Source organism: Thiothrix nivea DSM 5205 (genome assembly GCF_000260135.1).
Classification (GTDB): Bacteria; Pseudomonadota; Gammaproteobacteria; order Thiotrichales; family Thiotrichaceae; genus Thiothrix; species Thiothrix nivea.
Window position 1 is genome coordinate 1429155 of the sequence record NZ_JH651384.1, and the last position, 17723, is coordinate 1446877.

Annotated in this window: 16 protein-coding genes and 1 pseudogene; 9 read left to right on the forward strand and 8 right to left on the reverse strand. The window is 53.6% G+C overall.

What is annotated here, in order from left to right; genetic code table 11:
- Positions 1–30 precede the first annotated feature (30 nt).
- Complete coding sequence (ftsH, locus tag THINI_RS07350) at positions 31–1968, reverse strand: ATP-dependent zinc metalloprotease FtsH (protein ID WP_002708001.1); 1938 nt, start codon at positions 1966–1968, stop codon at positions 31–33.
- Positions 1969–2025: 57 nt separating this feature from the next.
- Positions 2026–2646, reverse strand: a complete 621-nt coding sequence (gene rlmE, locus THINI_RS07355) for a 23S rRNA (uridine(2552)-2'-O)-methyltransferase RlmE (protein WP_002708002.1) — start codon at positions 2644–2646, stop codon at positions 2026–2028.
- A 45-nt stretch (positions 2647–2691) separates the two neighbouring features.
- Between rlmE and THINI_RS07360 the strand changes: the two genes are divergently transcribed.
- Positions 2692–2991, forward strand: a complete 300-nt coding sequence (locus THINI_RS07360) for a YhbY family RNA-binding protein (RefSeq protein WP_002708003.1) — start codon at positions 2692–2694, stop codon at positions 2989–2991.
- Positions 2992–3030: 39 nt separating this feature from the next.
- On the forward strand, positions 3031–3753 hold the full coding sequence (locus THINI_RS07365; protein WP_002708004.1) for a hypothetical protein: 723 nt from the start codon (positions 3031–3033) through the stop codon (positions 3751–3753).
- A gap of 18 nt (positions 3754–3771) precedes the next feature.
- On the opposite strand, the gene THINI_RS07370 is transcribed toward THINI_RS07365, so the two are convergent.
- The 3 genes from THINI_RS07370 to THINI_RS07380 form a co-directional block, all read right to left on the reverse strand.
- The gene (locus THINI_RS07370) at positions 3772–4536 is read right to left on the reverse strand and encodes a L,D-transpeptidase family protein (protein ID WP_002708005.1); all 765 of its coding nucleotides are present in this window, start codon (positions 4534–4536) and stop codon (positions 3772–3774) included.
- Positions 4537–4770: 234 nt separating this feature from the next.
- Positions 4771–5610: a cupin domain-containing protein gene (locus tag THINI_RS07375; RefSeq protein ID WP_002708006.1), complete on the reverse strand. Its 840-nt coding sequence runs from the start codon at positions 5608–5610 to the stop codon at positions 4771–4773.
- Positions 5611–5782: 172 nt separating this feature from the next.
- The gene (locus THINI_RS07380) at positions 5783–6130 is read right to left on the reverse strand and encodes a hypothetical protein (protein WP_002708007.1); all 348 of its coding nucleotides are present in this window, start codon (positions 6128–6130) and stop codon (positions 5783–5785) included.
- 149 nt (positions 6131–6279) lie between these two features.
- Here THINI_RS07380 and THINI_RS07385 point away from each other — a divergent pair, with 149 nt between their 5' ends.
- Positions 6280–8028: an ATP-binding response regulator gene (locus THINI_RS07385; protein ID WP_002708008.1), complete on the forward strand. Its 1749-nt coding sequence runs from the start codon at positions 6280–6282 to the stop codon at positions 8026–8028.
- A gap of 117 nt (positions 8029–8145) precedes the next feature.
- Positions 8146–8823, forward strand: coding sequence for a response regulator transcription factor (locus THINI_RS07390; protein WP_002708009.1), 678 nt, complete (start codon positions 8146–8148; stop codon positions 8821–8823).
- A gap of 6 nt (positions 8824–8829) precedes the next feature.
- Here THINI_RS07390 and THINI_RS07395 read toward each other — a convergent pair whose 3' ends face one another.
- The gene (locus THINI_RS07395; protein ID WP_154724376.1) at positions 8830–9273 is read right to left on the reverse strand and encodes a hypothetical protein; all 444 of its coding nucleotides are present in this window, start codon (positions 9271–9273) and stop codon (positions 8830–8832) included.
- Positions 9274–10036: 763 nt separating this feature from the next.
- Between THINI_RS07395 and THINI_RS25090 the strand changes: the two genes are divergently transcribed.
- Positions 10037–11401 (forward strand): sensor histidine kinase, encoded by a 1365-nt coding sequence (locus THINI_RS25090; protein ID WP_154724377.1) that lies wholly within the window; start codon positions 10037–10039, stop codon positions 11399–11401.
- Between the two features lie 44 nt (positions 11402–11445).
- Here THINI_RS25090 and THINI_RS07405 read toward each other — a convergent pair whose 3' ends face one another.
- Positions 11446–12282: a sulfite exporter TauE/SafE family protein gene (locus tag THINI_RS07405; protein ID WP_002708011.1), complete on the reverse strand. Its 837-nt coding sequence runs from the start codon at positions 12280–12282 to the stop codon at positions 11446–11448.
- Positions 12283–12456: 174 nt separating this feature from the next.
- Between THINI_RS07405 and THINI_RS07410 the strand changes: the two genes are divergently transcribed.
- Entirely contained in the window at positions 12457–12870 is a 414-nt protein-coding gene (locus tag THINI_RS07410) for a GFA family protein (protein WP_002708012.1), read from the forward strand.
- Positions 12871–12922: 52 nt separating this feature from the next.
- The gene (locus tag THINI_RS07415; protein WP_040839235.1) at positions 12923–15010 is read left to right on the forward strand and encodes a sensor histidine kinase; all 2088 of its coding nucleotides are present in this window, start codon (positions 12923–12925) and stop codon (positions 15008–15010) included.
- Between the two features lie 17 nt (positions 15011–15027).
- On the opposite strand, the gene THINI_RS07420 is transcribed toward THINI_RS07415, so the two are convergent.
- Positions 15028–15555 (reverse strand): TlpA family protein disulfide reductase, encoded by a 528-nt coding sequence (locus THINI_RS07420; RefSeq protein WP_002708014.1) that lies wholly within the window; start codon positions 15553–15555, stop codon positions 15028–15030.
- 479 nt (positions 15556–16034) lie between these two features.
- On the opposite strand from THINI_RS07420, the pseudogene THINI_RS24160 reads away from it, so the two are divergent.
- Both THINI_RS24160 and THINI_RS07435 read left to right on the forward strand, forming a co-directional pair.
- A pseudogene (locus THINI_RS24160) lies at positions 16035–17044 on the forward strand (ISAzo13 family transposase).
- A gap of 45 nt (positions 17045–17089) precedes the next feature.
- Positions 17090–17722, forward strand: a complete 633-nt coding sequence (locus tag THINI_RS07435; RefSeq protein WP_002708015.1) for a response regulator — start codon at positions 17090–17092, stop codon at positions 17720–17722.
- Position 17723: the final 1 nt, after the last annotated feature.

A 17723-nucleotide genomic window follows, 5' to 3' on the forward strand; every position in this document is an offset into this window, starting at 1 on the left:
ACATCCGCGCCTTGTGATTACCTGATTAGCTCAGTGGGAACTGGCCGCCCCACCGATGACATCATCGCCAGCACCCGCCTTCTTGCCATCATTCGGCTGAATGGAATGCGGCGTACCCTTACCACCGGAAGAATCATCATCCTTCCAGTCAGCCGGTGGAGGCGGCTCTTCCCCTCGCATGATGGCATCAACTTGTGCACGATCAATGGTTTCATACTTGACCAACGCCTTTGCCATAGCGTGCAGAATATCGAGCTTCTCATTTAGAATCTGCTTCGCACGGCTGTAGTTACGGTCAATGACCTCACGAATTTCGCGATCGATCGCGTGAGCCGTCTCATCCGACATGTGCTTGTGCTGGGTAACGGAACGGCCAAGGAATACCTCGCCTTCATCTTCCGAATACGCCAACGGCCCCATGCTGTTTGACAAGCCCCATTTGGTCACCATGTTGCGGGCAATACTGGTGGCACGCTCAATGTCATTGGAAGCACCCGTGGTGACACCCTCAAAACCATAGATCAGCTCTTCAGCGATACGGCCACCGTACAGGCTGGAAATCTGGCTTTCCAGGCGCTGCTTGCTGGCACTGTAACGGTCTTCTTCCGGCAAGTACATGGTCACACCCAAGGCACGGCCACGTGGAATGATGCTGACCTTGTACACTGGATCGTGCTCAGGCACGCTCAGACCCACAATGGCATGACCCGCTTCGTGGTAAGCCGTCGCCAGCTTTTCATCTTCCTTCATCACCATGGACTTGCGCTCAGCGCCCATCATGATTTTGTCCTTGGCCTTTTCAAACTCGGCCATGTCAACGGTACGCTTGTTGGCACGTGCCGCGAACAGGGCAGCTTCGTTGACCAAGTTAGCAAGGTCTGCACCAGAGAAACCGGGCGTGCCACGAGCAATCAGGGACGGCTTGACATCATCACCCACGGGAACCTTGCGCATATGTACCTTGAGGATTTGCTCACGGCCACGCACATCCGGCAACGGCACCACGACCTGACGGTCAAAACGACCAGGGCGCAACAAAGCAGCATCCAGCACATCCGGGCGGTTGGTGGCAGCAATCACGATAATGCCTTCGCTACCTTCAAAACCATCCATTTCCACCAGCAACTGGTTGAGGGTTTGTTCACGCTCGTCATGACCACCGCCCAAACCAGCACCACGCTGGCGGCCTACCGCATCAATCTCGTCAATGAAAATAATGCAAGGTGCGTGTTTCTTGGCCTGATCGAACATGTCGCGCACGCGGGATGCACCCACACCAACGAACATTTCCACGAAATCGGAACCAGAGATACTGAAGAACGGTACTTTGGCCTCGCCCGCAATAGCTTTCGCCAGCAAGGTTTTACCGGTACCTGGGGAACCCACCATCAACACACCACGCGGAATCTTGCCACCCAGTTTCTGGAACTTGCCGGGGTCACGCAGGAACTCAACCAGCTCGGCCACTTCGTCTTTGGCCTCTTCACAGCCTGCCACGTCATTGAAGTTAACCTTGACCTGATCTTCAGTCATCATGCGGGCGCGGCTCTTACCAAACGACATGGCCCCACGGCCACCGCCACCGCCTTGCATCTGGCGCATGATGTAAATCCACAGCCCGATGATCAGCAGGAAAGGCACCCAGCTGATAATGATTTCCCACAGAATGGAACGCTCTTCCGGCGGAGCCGCCTGGAACTTGACGTTATATTTGACCAGATCATCAACCAGCTTGGGGTCATTGGGCGGGCTGTAGGTAACAAAACGGCTGTTGTTGTTATCCAGACCAATGATCTTTTGCCCCTTGATTTCCACTTCCTTGATGCTGCCATTGTGGACATTGGTCAGGAAGTCAGAATAAGGGACTGACGATGCCTGTTGGGTAGGCACACTAAATTTGCTGAAAACTGCAATCAGGACGAATGCAATCACAGCCCATATCAGCAAATTTTTGGTTAAATCGTTCAACTGATTTCTCCACTGTCAACTGGCGTTATCCATTATGTAACACCGATACCTGACATATTACAACACAAAACCCTGTGCTAACACATAAACCTCCCGGCTTCGCGGTCTTGAGGCCGCCGGTTTGCGCACTTTTACTGTCCGAAAACTGCTGCGGACATCCCGGAGAAATGCTTCCGAACCATCTCCCTGGAATAATTTCACCAAAAAGGCTCCATTTACCTTTAATACCTGCTTTGCCATATCCAGTGCAAGTTCACACAGATGAATGGCGCGCGGTTGGTCGACAGCATCCACCCCACTCATATTGGGGGCCATGTCGGAAATAACAAGGTCAGCCTTCTCTTCCCCCAATAAACCCAGGATTTCCGCCAGCACGGCATCTTCCCGGAAATCACCCAGCACGAATTCAACGAATGGCAACGGGTCTAGCGGCAGGATGTCACTTGCCACAATCCGGCCTTTTTGCCCCACTACCTGGGTGGCGTACTGGCTCCAGCCGCCGGGCGCGGCACCGAGATCCACCACTTTCATACCCGGTTGCAGGATGCGGTCTTTTTCCTGGATTTCCTTCAACTTGTAAACCGCGCGCGAACGGTAACCTTCCTGCTGCGCCTTTTTGACGTATTCATCACTGAAATGCTCGCCCAGCCAGCGGTTACTGCTTTTGCTTCTTGCCATGCCTCGTTGTCACTCATACACTTGCTGAATTTACGGAAGCGTACCATGGAACTGAACGAAGCACAGAGAAAACGCCTGCGTGGCCGCGCCCACGACCTCCACCCTGTCGTCATGATTGGCCAGCACGGCCTGAAGCCTACCGTACTGGAAGAAATCTCCAGCGCCCTTGACCATCATCAATTGATCAAAATAAAGTTGAACGTCGGCGACCGCGACTTACGCGATGAAATGATTGAACAAGTCACCCAATACAGCCAGTCGCAACTGATTCAACGGATAGGCAATGTTGCCGTGCTGTATCGTCGTAATCCGGACAGGCCAGACATCCTCAAAGAAGCGATATAACCGTCACAGTCGGGGCAAGCGCTTTTACCCGGGTAAACCATGCAAAACAATGATACAAAAAAACCGTCCCGACCCGTTACTCGCCAGGGTCAGATTGAACACATCCTCAGCCAGCTTACACCCGAACAATTACGGGCGTTTGTACAGGAAAAAGCCCTGCAGGATACGGACTTCCGCGACACCCTGCTGATCTGCTTTTCTGACCTGTTGGGCAGTGATGAGCCTGCCGAACCGAAATACCGGCAAATGCTGATGGATATGGCACAACGTTACGCCACCAGCGAAGGTTACATCCATGCCACCAATGCGCAAAACCTGACGGATACCATCCGTAAAATGCTGGAAGTCGCCCGCAAGGCCACCACACCCACCCGCGAAACCACCGACCTGTGCCTGGCCGTGATTGGCAGCCTGCCGCAACTGGCGGACAGGATAGAAGACCCGGAAGAACATGTGTACACCCTGATGCGCACGGCCTGCACAACGCTGTGGGAATGCTCCAGCATGCTGCCCGCCGAACGTCAGGAACAATTGTTTGAGCGTATTGTGCAGGAATATGGCAACCCGGCTTATGTCGACCTAGACCTGGACAACTCCCTGCTATCCCTACTTAAAGATTGGGCAAGGGATGACAAAAAACGTCAAACCGCCTGCCTGCGCCAACTTGAGCAACTGCTGAAATCGCCCGAAAAAGACAACTGGCGCAAAAACTATTTGCTGGAACAGACCAACAGTTTGATCGGATTCTGGAAAGACAAGTAAGTTCGGTGTGCCTTGCCTTTACGGTAAACCCACAGTAGCCATCCGCAAATGACCCAGCTCACTTGCTGGAACCTGCACCAACACAGGATTTGCCGCAGGTTTCAGCCACACCAGCACTTCCAGCAGATTTTCCTTCGACATTGCCGTACAGCCGGAGGTCGCCGCCTCAGGATCAAGCCAGACATGCAGGAAAATGGCGCTGCCCCGCCCCGCTACAGTGCCCAGCATATTATGGCCAACGATCATGCCGTATTCGTATTGGTGGTCGTCACGGCGCATCCGCTCAAAAGAGTTCCAGAGCTGTTTGGGTTCGTTAGCTTGCGAAAGTGGAATGCTTCGCCAGTGGTTATAGTCGGGTGAGTCGGTTGCATCGACAAAATAATCGCGGTCGCCAGCCTGACGGTAAAGCATTTGCACACCTGCCGGAGCTTGCCGCGCATAGCCAAAGACTGTTCCCAACGGAAAGATGCCCGCAGGGGCTTTGCCATCACCCTCCCTCTTTTGTACACCCGCGCCATCGACATGCAAGCCACGCCCCCAGCCGAGGCCGTTACGCCCTATCCTGACCGGGATGCTACCCCCAACCACATGCCACTGACCTCCGGTTTTTTCCATCCGTTGCAGACTGGCAGTGGAAACATCCCAGTCGACAGCCGTAACCAACAGAACCTGGGTAGTAGCGGCGGGAAGGTCGGGCATACCCACCGCCAGCTCGGGTTTTGGAGAACAGGCAGCAAGCAGCATAGCCAGTAAACTGGGGAAAAGCCGAAAAAGGTTAGACATATCGGGAGGATCCCATATTGAAGGCGAGGATTGCACATTACACATGATGACTAATAATTATAGAGTTATTAGCAGCTAAAACTAGGGGTATCAACAGGATAGGGATACCTTCTGCTACTTTGGTTCGAGCCTGAAAACTTGCTATGGTTAGAAGCGAAAACACACACTAGTTAATGATAACAATTTCGACCCTCACACACTCCCTCGGCCACCCAGTGGGTGGCCTTTTTATTTTCAACAACCCGTCATCTCATCATAAAAACCATTGATTATCTCGTCATATAACGTTTGGGCTGGTTGATAACCTTGTCCAGCTGCCGTATAAGCAAGACTCTTTGCTTTATCCCTATCCACAGGCACACCATCCCCATGCAAATATTGCAGGCTCTCACGGTACAAGCTGGCAGCCTCATCTGACTGCTGGCCTATGCCCGGTTTTCGGTCAGTTTTATCGCAAGCGCTGAGGGTAGCGCTGCCAAAGGCGGATAACACCAGCCCGACACCGCATAAAGCCTTAATCAGCTGTTGGCAAAACATGGCTCGGCTGTGGCTACGCTGCAAACGCAGGCTGAGGAAAATCGCCCCAGTGCTGCCCGCCCGGATGGCGTGGGCATTATGCAGGGTAGTCAGACCCACGCAGCCCTCACCGGCAAACAGTACTTGACAGTCGGGTGTATGACTGCGCCTACCTGTCAGCGTATCCACTGAATATTGTTCAACCTCAATGGAACCATCCACTGCCAGCAACAGATTGAAGATGCCAGGGTGGGCATGGGGCGGAATCTGCATACCTTGCGGTAGCGCATGGGCCGCCATTTTCCAGCCCAGATCTTCCGCAAACTGCATGACATGATACTGTTGCGGATGCTGGAACAATCGCTGCCGTAACTCCGTCAGACCACGCTGCACATGCTTATCATGGCACAAAACGGGGGATAATTTATGTAGATAACACAGGACTTTGCCCTGATAGCCAGCAGTCTCGGCATAGTAAGGGGGGGTTGCCTGCAATTGGTGGCGCAAGCGCCATAACCCGAACTGTAGCCGGGGTGAAAAACATCTGTTGTTGTGCATGATTGCCTCTCCAGATTACTGGTTCAGTCATCAAGTCCCGCTAGATATTTAGTTGGCTATGCTTGACCAAATAAATCCGACCAGTGCGGAACCGGCCTTATCACCAATACCACGCGCCCCAGCATTCAAAGAAGGTGGTCATAAATATAATTCTATCAATATTTTCACCCTATTAATCCAATTCACACCCCCCCATCCTTCCACAAAAATCTGCTTTTACAGATTCATAGTCCATATCCATATAACTTTGAGGTTGTGATGCTAAATTTGTCGGGGTAAACCCAAGCAGAACCAAGGGCGTACTTCCAGTTGAATAAAACAAAGCTCCATTAGCTGGATTATGAAAATAATAGCCACTAGGGGCTGTATAACCCAAGGCTATATCCAGAATAGGATATTCGTATTCACTAGCCATTATTCCATTAAACATTATTACGCGGCTATCGGCATTAACGGATACACTTCCAAGGGTAAGAGTTAGTCCAAAAAAAGCCAAGCGAAAGAATTTTTTGCCAAACATGATAATACCTCCTTAAAATTCAAAACTGTTGTTGCGTTTAGATTAAAAGGGTTATGCTGTACCGGCAATGATACTTAAGTACCATCCAAAATCCCTGATAACCAGCTATAAATAAAACAAGCCCACAAAACTGGAAGACGGAGCCTGTTGTGCCTGATTCCCCTGAACACGCCATCCAGCATGAAAAGCTCAGGTTGCTCTACCGCAACCTGAAAGCCTCCCTGCCCGGCAACCTGGTGGTGTGCTTCATTCTCAACGGCGTATTCTGGGAAGAAGTTAGCCAAGCCTACATCGTGGGGTGGGCGCTATCCCTGAAAGCCTTGCTGCTGGCACGCTACCTTGACTACCGCCAGTTCTGGAGCGGGCAGTTTGAAAAGCTTCCGACCCGCTACTGGGAGTGGCGTTTCACTGCCGGGACAGCCCTGACAGGGGTGATGTGGGGTATCCTGTTTACCCTGTTCCTGATGCCGGAAAAACCGGATTATGTGTTGTTCATCCTTGGCATCTACACCATCCTGATTACAATAGCGAATATCACCACGGCGGCGCGGATGCCTGCATTCCTGGCGTTTTTGCTGCCAACCTCTCTGCCCTTGATTGTCAGTCTACTATGGGTCGGGGAAACGCTGTACACGGTGATGGGCATTAGCTTCCTGATGTTTGTCGCGGTGAATGTCTTCATTTGTCACATCTACAGCCGCAACATCCATCGGACTATCAAGCTCCAAATTGAAAATGCCCAGTTGATCCAGCGCTTGGAGAATGAAAAATACCGCGCTGAAAAGAACCAGTCGGTTGCCGAGCAGGCGATGCAAGCCAAGGATAAATTCCTCGCCGCCGCCAGCCACGACCTGCGCCAACCGCTGCATACCCAAGGGCTGTATCTGGATGCCATCGAATCCTTTGTCCACCCCAAGGGTGTTGGCCATCTGGGAGCTTTACGCAAAACCAATGCCGCGCTTTCCAGCCTGTTTGACAGCCTGCTGGATGTGTCGCGCCTGAATGCAGGCATTGTGGAAGCTGCCCCCATCCACGTTTGTCTGAACCGCGTCCTGCTACGGCTACGTGACGAATTTCAACCCCATGCAGCCAGGAAAGGGCTATTCCTGAAGCTGGAGTGTGAAAACCTGCCGGTATTTACCGACCCGGTACTGCTGGAACGGATTGTGCGCAACCTGCTCGCCAACGCCATCCGCTACACCCATGCGGGCGTCATCGCGCTTTCCTGCCACCAGGTAGGCAAGGATCAGGTACGGGTACTGGTATCCGATACCGGCATTGGCATCCCGGAACATGAACAGCCGCATATTTTCGATGAATATTACCAACTGGATAATCCGGAACGTGACCGCAGCAAAGGCTTGGGGCTAGGGCTGGCCATTGTCAAAAAGCTGTGCCAATTGCTGGACATCAGCATAACCTGCCAGTCAGCGGTGGGGGAAGGCTCCACCTTTACCCTGCATGTACCGCTGGGCGACGCCGAACTGGTAAGGCAAGAGCGCAAACCCGCCCAGATCATCCCCCTGGAAGGCGTGCGGGTGCTGGTGATTGACGACGAGCCGGACATCCTCGCCAGTATGGGGCATTTGCTGGGAAGTTGGGGATGCCTCCCTATCACGGCGGAATCAGCCACGGAAGCGTTGCAAACCATCGACCGCAGCGGCCTGCAACCGGATCTCATCATCGCCGACTACCGCTTGCGGGCAGGGCAAACCGGCGCGGAAGCAATTGCCACCATCCACCGGCACTGCCAGCGTGCAATCCCCGCCATGATCGTCACCGGCGACACCAGCCGCGAACGCCTGCGCGAAGCCAACGCCAGCGGTTTGTACCTGCTGCACAAGCCGGTCGCGCCGGGGCAGCTACGCGCTACCATGAACCAGTTGATCAAAGCGTAAAATATGTCCCTTACAGATTGTCGTGCTTTTGTGGACTGTAGCTGTCTATGCACTAAACTTTATCTACCCTCCCCATAAATAACCTCTTGGCAAAGAGGCGCAAGAAAAAGGTTTGGTATGCAGGAAGCGTTGGTTGTGGAAGACGTGGCCGAATCAGGCCGCTGGTTACGCTGTTTGCTGGAAGAAGCCTTCCCCGGCATAAAGGTTTCCGTGTGCCGCAATTGCCGTAGTTCCGTTGAATATTTGTCAGCAAACCACCCTGACCTAGCGTTGGTCGACATCAACCTGCCGGATGGCAACGGCCTGCACCTGATTCCCCACATCCTGCAAACATCGCCCCAAGCATCCGTCATCGTCACTACGATACTGGATGATCAGGAACACATCCTCACCGCTTTGCAGGCAGGCGCGCATGGCTATCTGCTGAAAGACTTGTCTGAGCAACAATTTATCCGCAAGCTGCGCGGCATCCTCAAGGGCGACCCGCCGCTATCGCCCAAGGTGGCGCGCAAAGTGCTGCAATACTTCAACGGCAACGGAGCATCCGCAACCAACAAAGACATGACCGCCTCCCCAACAGCAACGGAAGTGGAAGGTCTATCGGAACGCGAACGCGAGGTCTTCGTGCTGATCGCCAAAGGCTTGAGCCGCAAGGAGGTGGCGGAACTGCTGCACCTGTCCGACAACACCATCGCCACGCATGTGCGTAATGTTTACCGCAAGCTCAATATTTCCAGCCGGGCGGAAGCCGCGCTGGAGGCGTGCCGTTTGGGGCTGATCAGCACGGAGTTTTGACCGTGGTTATGTTTCTGGCGAAAGGTCACTGCCCTGCCCGTCGGTGCAGGTGATATGCGAAAAATGATGCCCGCCGGTCACTGTGCCCCATTCGCCGTCCAAGGCATCGCCGTCCTTGGTATTATGTATCCAGATGGCGTGATCTTCCGGCCAGTTAAGGCTAATGCTCCAAGCATCCTGGCTGGGATGGGCAACACCCTTGAAACCTTGTTGCCGACAAAATGCAGTGGCGATATGACGTTGACTGGCAGCGCCGCAACGTTCACGGTTCAGGGGATTAAACAAGTCAGTCGGATCGCCCCAACCGGAGCCAGCAACACACTTGTCGATCGGCAGGCCATTGGTTTCAGGAGGTTCAAAGCGGGTCTCCGTGGCATACAGCAACTGACCCGATAATAGCAAGGGTAACGTCAGGAGTTTGCTTGTGATTGACAGATGGTTGATTTTCAAGAGATGGCTTCCGGCTTCTGTTTTTGTTCTGTTTATTGTAACCAGCCAGCTAGTAGCCTTCCACTTGTTGCTGACACAGCCGTGGACAGGTTTGCGTTTACAACCCGACCCCGAATCAGGCTTCCTGCGGGTTACAACAGTGATAAGCGGCTCACCCGCAGAGGAAATCATCCAAACAGGCACTATCCTGACTGCATTACAAGGGGAAAACCTGCATATTCCACTAACGACCGATTTACTGATGTTCCCTTTTTTGAGCCATGCTCCGGCAAAACATACACTGTATCAGGCAGCATTCGATGGCGTGCGACATATTCTGGAACAGGAAGCCCTCCCCATTTTTCAGGGAAGAAACGGGGAACACTATGTCATTGCGCCGATGCAAAAGACCCCATTTTCCGCCCTCCCGCCAGACTTCTGGCTTTTCATTGGGCTGTTCACGTTTGTACCCGCAGCCTGCCTGACAGTTTGGTGGAATAAACCGCTAACCTGGGAAACAGGGTGCTTATTAATCGCAGGGGCAGCTTATTATGCCTTTTTCCTGGCACTGGCAGTGAGAACATCCAAAGAAGTTTCCCTGGGTGCATGGGAAAGCAGCATAGCAAATGTACAATGGCTGACATTGTGCGTGTTCATGCTAACGTTATTGCTATTAGCCCTATTACATCCCCACCAACTTCTAAAGCATAGGTTCACCAAGTGGCTATTGTTGGCAACCGCTTGCATAGGACTCAACGCCTTTTTTTCCTGGTTGCCTTTTATCTTGCATGACAGTTTCATCCTGCAATATCTGGTGTTATTAGCCGGGCTACTGATGGTTGCCCATATGCAGGTACGCAAAACGCTTGGCCAACCACTTGAATATGCTGCTGCCAGAATGGAGCAGTTGGCGCTAATGCCTTTATTTTTCATTTTTTTCCTGTTTGCCTTGCCGGTTAGTCTACAGATGACTCCCCTGATCAGTTACTGGTTTTTGTATCTGCTCGCCAGTACCGTATTTATCGGCTTGGCTCTCGCCCTCTTGCGTTACCGTTTGCATGACATGGAATATGGCTGGTTCCAGTTATGGCTATGGCTATCGGGCGGCAGCATTGTCATTTTGTTTACCATTCTGTTAATTTGGCCCTTTGGATTACCGAATACTTATGCCATGGGAATAGCGATGGTGTTGGCTGGCTTCTTATATTTCCCGTTAAGAAGCTGGTTATATCAACGTTTACTGCCGCTGGATAATCAAACCCTGAATGAGTTTTTACCCCTGTTCAGTGCAGCCGTATCACAAGCCAAAACCCAGCAGGCTTTTGACGACAGTCTGGAAGCCGCGCTACGCAAACGTTTTTCCCCCCAGACATTACGTAAATGGCGGGCAGAACTTGAGGCTGCCGAAGTTACCGAGGGTGGAGTAAGTTTATGGGTTCCGGCAGTACAGCCCGGTTATGCCTACCAGTTGAGCGGTAAGCAGAACGCTGCCCGCCTGTTTAGCGGCATAGACATAACAGCCGTGGAATCATTGCACGGTATTGCCCGCATGGCTTTCAACGCCAGCGAAACCCGCCAACAGGCCGTATTGGCTGAGCGCGAACGTTTGCTGCACGAGATGCGCCACACAATCGGCAAACGCCTGCAAACGCTGGCGGAGGAACTCCCCAAACCGTATCAGCGCGCAGCCGCCAAGGAAACCCTGCAAACCCTGGATGAAACTGTGCGCCTTTCGCTGCCCAACACCTCGCTGCAATTAACGGATCATCTGGCGAAGTGGGAAACGGAAACCCGGCAACGAACACAAGCCGCCGGAACCAGCCTGAACTGGCGCGCAGACCGACGCCTTGCCGACAAAGAACTCTCCCCCCGGCAAGCGCTGGAACTGATGCAGTTTGTGCGCGAAGCCGTCAGCAATGCGCTCAAACACGCCAACCCGACCTATCTGTTGGTGGATTTCACCCGCAGGGATGAACATATACACATACAAATAAGCCACGACGGTGATATTAAGCCGCCCGAAACCTGGTGCGCGGGAACCGGCTTGCGTAGCATGGAAGCGCGCATCAACGCCCTGAATGGGGAATGGGGCATCCAGCCGCTGCCCGACCAGCAAGGCATCAGCATTAACGCCAAGGTTCCACTTTAAGCCAGCTATTCAGCACTGTTCCCACGGCAACCCATGCAAACGTATCAAACCAGAACGTATTTCACGCCAATGCCCGTAATCACAACACCCAACAAGGCCTGCAACCAGCGCTCCCTCGCCAGCCGGTTCAAGCGGGGGCCAATAATCGCCCCCACAACCCCACCGATAGCCAGCAACACCAGCACGCCATAATCCGGCTCTGCCCCCAGCCGCAAGTAATTTGCCACCGAAACAGAGCAACCAATCAGGATCGGGATCGCAGCAGTGGCCGGTACAATGTACATCGGCATCCCCAGCAAGGAGGCCATAAAAGGCACCAGCAGAAACCCACCACCCACACCAAACATGGCCGCCACCATCGCAATCAGGAACCCCGCCAGTAACGGATGCCAAACTGCGATATGAAACGCCCGCGTTCCGTGACTGAAATCCAGATGCCCCTTGCGTAGCGAAAACCCATGCACGCCTTGGCTAACAACCGGCTGTTTTGCCGCTGACGGGCGGAACAAGACTTTCCAGAAAATCTGCACGGCAATCAACACCGCCAACACGCCAAACAAGGGGCGGAACACCTGCATGTCATGCAAATACTGGCTCGAAAACGAGCTACCCAGCCACGCCCCCGCCACGCTGCCAACACTCAGCAACAAACCCATGGAAGGCACGCAGGCGGCGCGTTGCCAATAAAGGGGCAAAAAGGTCATCACCATCACCAGCGTCATGATTTGCGCCATCGGCTTCACCGCGTTCGGGTCAGTCACCCCAACCAGGGTCATCAGGCCAAACGAAGCCAGGATGCCGCCCGCCGCGCCAATGATGGAGAAGACCACGCCCACCAACAGTCCCCAACCCAATAATAATGCAATGCTTTCAAGCTCCATGTGCAGTCTCCCACCGCAGTCTGGCGTTGTTTCCGATACATTTTTCTGTTTATCGGTGCATGTCACTTATTCTTGATCAGGTGGAAATAATCGCAATGGTACTTAAGTACCATGTTCCATCAGCTATCAGCGTCTATAATCAGAAAAACAAGGTATTTCAGAGGAGTAACGACCATGCCAAAAATTACCGGGCGCTGCTTGTGCGGTGCAGTCCATTACGAATCCGACGCTGAGCCTGTCATGGTGGCTGCCTGTCATTGCACGACTTGCCAGAAAAACACCGGCTCGGCATTTTCCCTCAATGTCGTTATGCCCACTGGTAGTGTCACCATCCATGGCGACAGCCTGAAAACCTATGCTGAACAAGCCGATGACGCGGCAGAACCATTCTACCGTTCTTTCTGTACGCAATGTGGCTCACCCATTACAGGCCAAGGGGCAGCCTATCCGGGGATTATGTTCATCAAGGCGGGGACGCTGGACGACCCGTCCTGGGTAAAACCGGATATGCATCTCTGGTGTTCAGAAAAACAGCCGTGGCTGCAAATCGTGGATACGGGTAAACAATGTCAGGCTGGGCCTGAATAACGCCTTTCCGCTATGCCTTTCAAGTTTCGCAGTGCAAGGCGCAAGCTATAAGGTGATTGAGAACGCAGCCCATCAATGGCCGGGCAAGCCCGCACTTTCCCCCGCCAACATCATGTTACTCACCCTGCTGTTCATCCTGCTATTGCAGGCAGTGGCAGCCTACATCTTTACCCATCAACCCTGGACTGGGCTGAGGCTGGAACCTGACCCACATTCCGGCTTTTTGCGCGTTACTTCCGTTGCCGAAGATTCACCGGCTGAAGGCATCATCCCGCCGGGTACACTGTTAGCCACCCTGCAAACCGCCGAAAGGCAAATCCCCCTGACGCCCTTCGCACTGATTGATCTGCGGGAACTCAACAACCACAACATTTATGCCGACAGCATACGCTTGCAACAGCAATTACATGCTGCCGTGAAGTTTGGCGAACCTCTACGCTTTGCAAGCGACAGCGGCAATGTATTTGCCGTTGAGCCCAGGGAAACCATGCCGGTTCGGGCCATACCCACCTACTATTGGGTGTTATGGTCACTTGGGTGTGTCGGTTTGTTGATTTGCTCGCTGGTCTGGAGCTACCAGCCTTTCCGTTTGGAGGCGTTATTCCTATTCATTACCAGCGTTGGTTATTACGGGTTTTCGATCACGCACAACATCCTCAGTAACCGGGAATTGTTCATGGCTGCGGATGTATTGGACGGTTTGAATTTTGGCGCGGTATTATTCACACACTATTTCATCTTTGGCATGTTCATGCTTCAGGTTTCCTACCCGGTCAGGCTATTTCCGCTGCGGCTGTTATATGTAGTCGCCTTGCTGGATGTGCTGTTATCCGTGAATTATTACCTCAAAATCATTGAGCTGCCGTTGCATATTTTCTTTCTGCAATACGTCCCGTTTTTCATGGTGGCGTTGGGGTTTACGGTGTGGCAGTGGCGGGCTTCCAAAGGGCATCCGCTCAACCGTGTTGCCCTGTTGCTGTTACAGATTTCCATTATGTTCCCCAGCCTGATTGCGGTAGTGTTTTACGCCATCCCCCTGATCATGGGGAAAACACCCCTACTTAGCCATACAATGGTCATACAGGTGATGTCGCCCATTATTTTCATCGGCTGGGCAGGTGCCGTTTTGCGTTACCGGCTGTTTGAAATTGAATACTGGTGGTTCAAATCCTGGCTGTGGCTGCTGGGCGGAGCCTTGGTTATCCTGCTGGATGTAGTGCTCGTCACCCTGTTTTATACGCCGCAGGTGTACGCGCTGGGTTTGTCGGTGGTACTGGCCGGTTTCCTGTATTTTCCGCTGCGCCAGTGGCTGCTGGGCAAGCTGATGCCGCTGGATAGCCAGTCGGTGCAGGATTTTCTGCCGACCTTCGGTAACCTGATGTCAGGGGCGGCATCCGGCGAAGAGTTTGAGCTGCGCTGGCAGGCGGTCTTGCAAAAGCGCTTCCGCCCACTGCATCTGGATGCCCAGCCTGATGTACTGAAGCACCCCATGCTGGCGGAAAACGGTTTGCACCTGAGCGTACCCGCCCTGGATAACGCGGGAAGTTACCGCCTGACCGGCAAGCAGATGGCCGCCCACCTGTTCAGCAAGGCCGATGTGCATACGGTCGCTTCCCTGCTCGACATTGCCCGCATTGCCAGCAACGCCAGCGCCACACGTAAACAGGCCGTGCTGGCCGAACGCCGCCGGGTAATGCACGACTTGCACGACACCATCGGCGCGCGCCTGCTCAGCCTTTCCCATGACATCACCAGCCCACAGCACCGCAAGGCCACGCAGGATACCTTGCAGCTGCTGCGTGACATGATCCACCTGACCCTGCAAAAAACGCCCTACCGGCTGGAGGAACACTTGGCCGACTGGCGGGCGGATACCGTGGAGCAGACCGAAGCGGTGGATGCACAGTTGCGCTGGCAAACGGAACCGCAAGTAGAATCCCTGGCTCTGCCCCCCAGCCAGCTAATTGAGTTGATGCTGTTTGTGCGTGAAACCGTGGATGCGTTTTTGCAACAACCCGACATCCAGTCCCTGGATATTGCGTTTCGACTGGAAAGCGACGCATTACTGGCCGACATTTCCATTAACAACCAGCCGTTGACGGCAAAAAATCTGACGCTTGCCCTAACTGGCCAAGCATGAGTTCACGGCTGTAGCGATCAACAATCATCCCCTCCCCCGAACACTTCTACCTCTTCCTTCTGCGGTTCCCGGCTATCGATAAAGCGGCTTAACTCCTTTTCTGTCAGCGCCCTTGCCTGTACTGTCACCAATTTGCCGTCGGGGTTATAAAACAGGAACGTGGGCGTGCCGACAAAGCCTTTCCCAGCAGCATCAAACAGGTACTGGTTCATTTCCTCCTTGTCGCTGAGGAGATTGGGAAACCGCAGCTCCTGATCATCAATAAAGCGTTGAGCGTTGGCTTTGCCGCTGACGCCATCCATCGAGATGCCGAAAATACCCACGTCCGGGTGTTTGGCCTTGAAGTTGACGATGTGCTGGATGCTAAGCTGGCACATGCGGCAGTCTGATGCCCACACCTCGGCCACGCTCCATTTTCCTTTTCCGGTCAATGACTTGATATTGACTGGCTTGCCATCCATATCCGTCAGGGCGGATGCGGGTGCAGCCAACGTGGCCAAACCCATGAACATCATGCCAAACCAGGCTGTCTGGATGCGTTTCATACCTGAGTCTCCTGTATTGCTGTGATGGCTGACAGCTTAGAGCAGATAGCATCCCTTTCAATGGTACGTTCGTATGACTTGCAACGCCGGAATCACGCAAACGGCTTTTTTCACCCAAAAGGGTGAGGCCGACGTGACAACCCTGAACGTATAATCGGGATATAAAAACCAGGCATCACTTGCGTTGCAGTTAGGGGATTTCCCTGAAAGATTCCCCCGCAATGGCTACACTTGTCTTATCGACAAGCGGAGTCCCTATCCCCATGCCCCCCGAACCCCAAACAGCTAACCCGATCCTGAGTGAATCCCAGATAGCCGACCTGAAACTGGCGGCCTCGAAAATGTCTGGCAGCACCCGCCGTGCGTTCCAGGCGGACATGAGCCGGAAATATTGTGCAGGCAACGCCCGCCAGACTGAAAGGTGTTTTGGCTGGGGTCGGGAGGGGGTGCAGTTGGGTTTGGAGGAACAGCGCAGCGGCATGGTTTGCGTGGGTGCGCAGGCGGCGTATTGTGGCCAGAAGCGCTGGGAGGAAACCCAGCCGGAAGCGGCAGCCGCCTTGCTGGCGCTGGCGGAAGCACATAGCCAGCAAGACCCGACATTCCGCAGCAGCATCGCCTACACCCGCCTGACGGCGGCGGAAGCCATCCGGCAGTTACAGGCCATGGGGTTCAGCGGTGGACAAGTGCCCGCCCCCAGCACCATGGCGCGGATACTCAACCGGAATGGCTACCGCCTGCGCAAGGTGGAGAAAGCCAAGCCGCAAAAAAAATTCCAGAAACCGACGCCATCTTCGCCAATATCCAGGCCAACGATGGGCAGTTTGCCGATGGGGCGGTCAAACGCCTGAGCATGGACTGCAAGGCGACCGTCAACATCGGTGACTACTCACGGGGCGGGAAAACTCGGGGTGACAATAAAGCCGCAGACCATGAGATGGGCTGCAAAGAGAAATACATCCCTTTTGGCGTACTGGATGAGGACAGTGGGCAGGTTTACCTGACCTTCGGCAGTTCCAGCAAAACCAGTGACTTCATCGTGGATTCCCTGTGCCGGGTATGGGAACAGATGCCTTCTGCTGACAAGGACGCCTGCCAGTGCATCCAGATCAAAGCGGACAATGGCCCGGAAAGCAGCGGGATCAGGACGCAATTCCTCAAGCGCATGGTGGAATTCGCCAACCATACCGGTAAGACAGTCCACCTGCTGTACTACCCGCCTTACCACAGCAAGTACAACCCGATTGAACGCTGCTGGGGGATTCTGGAACAACACTGGAACGGCACCCAGCTCAAGGATGCCGAAACCCTGCTGGAATGGGCAAAAACCATGACCTGGAAAGGCATCAACCCCATGGTCGAATTCAGCCACAAGGTTTATGAGAAGGGTGTGACCCTCAGCAAAAAAGCTATGGAGGCTGTTGAGGCGAGGCTGGAAAGAAATGCTGCTTTACCAAAATGGGACATTCTGATTCGCCCTGTTTTTGGGTAATGTCTTTGAGGTAAATCACCTTAGCTGAGTGGATAGGAGTATCGTATGAATATCCTGATCCTTGATGATCACCCGTTATTCGCCGAAGCCTTGCGGCAAATTTTGCTGCGGTTGGGCAACCATGTGTTTGTGCATGTGACGGATCATGCGCATCGTGCGATTGGCTTGATAGATGGAGGCAAAACGTTTGACCTGATTCTGCTGGATCTCAAGCTGCCGGGGCTGGATGGCTTTGCTTTCATGCGCCTGTTGCGGGATCGGTTTGTCACCGCACCGGTGGTCATCGTGTCGGCGTCACGGGACGCAGACAAAAGCCAACAAGCATTGGAACAGGGCGCGATGGGTTACATCCACAAATCTTCTGATGCAAAAACTATCCTGTCAGGTATCCATCAAGTACTTGCTGGAAATATGTACTGCCTTCCCCTACAGCCAGCCGCTCAACCCATCAACTTCCCGAACGTTGGCAATCTGTCGCCCACTGAAATCGGCATCAGCGAACGCCAGTTCGACACGCTATTGCTGATGGATCAGGGTTTTTCCAACAAGGAAATTGCCCGCGAAATGGGGATTACGGAATCCACCGTCAAAACCCACGTATCCCGCCTGATTTCAGCCTTGGCGGTACACAACCGCACCGCCTGCGTGTTGGAGGCCAAACGGCTCGGTTTGCTGTAAA

What these genes read in the sequence shown, in the direction of transcription:
- THINI_RS07435 (WP_002708015.1), top strand. Translation starts at nt 17,090, where the DNA reads ATGAATATCCTGATCCTTGATGATCACCCGTTATTCGCCGAAGCCTTG.
- THINI_RS07360 (WP_002708003.1), top strand. Translation starts at nt 2,692, where the DNA reads ATGGAACTGAACGAAGCACAGAGAAAACGCCTGCGTGGCCGCGCCCAC.
- THINI_RS07365 (WP_002708004.1), top strand. Translation starts at nt 3,031, where the DNA reads ATGCAAAACAATGATACAAAAAAACCGTCCCGACCCGTTACTCGCCAG.
- THINI_RS07410 (WP_002708012.1), top strand. Translation starts at nt 12,457, where the DNA reads ATGCCAAAAATTACCGGGCGCTGCTTGTGCGGTGCAGTCCATTACGAA.
- THINI_RS07405 (WP_002708011.1), bottom strand. Translation starts at nt 12,282, where the DNA reads ATGGAGCTTGAAAGCATTGCATTATTATTGGGTTGGGGACTGTTGGTG.
- THINI_RS07370 (WP_002708005.1), bottom strand. Translation starts at nt 4,536, where the DNA reads ATGTCTAACCTTTTTCGGCTTTTCCCCAGTTTACTGGCTATGCTGCTT.
- rlmE (WP_002708002.1), bottom strand. Translation starts at nt 2,646, where the DNA reads ATGGCAAGAAGCAAAAGCAGTAACCGCTGGCTGGGCGAGCATTTCAGT.
- THINI_RS07375 (WP_002708006.1), bottom strand. Translation starts at nt 5,610, where the DNA reads ATGCACAACAACAGATGTTTTTCACCCCGGCTACAGTTCGGGTTATGG.
- THINI_RS07390 (WP_002708009.1), top strand. Translation starts at nt 8,146, where the DNA reads ATGCAGGAAGCGTTGGTTGTGGAAGACGTGGCCGAATCAGGCCGCTGG.
- THINI_RS07380 (WP_002708007.1), bottom strand. Translation starts at nt 6,130, where the DNA reads ATGTTTGGCAAAAAATTCTTTCGCTTGGCTTTTTTTGGACTAACTCTT.
- THINI_RS07420 (WP_002708014.1), bottom strand. Translation starts at nt 15,555, where the DNA reads ATGAAACGCATCCAGACAGCCTGGTTTGGCATGATGTTCATGGGTTTG.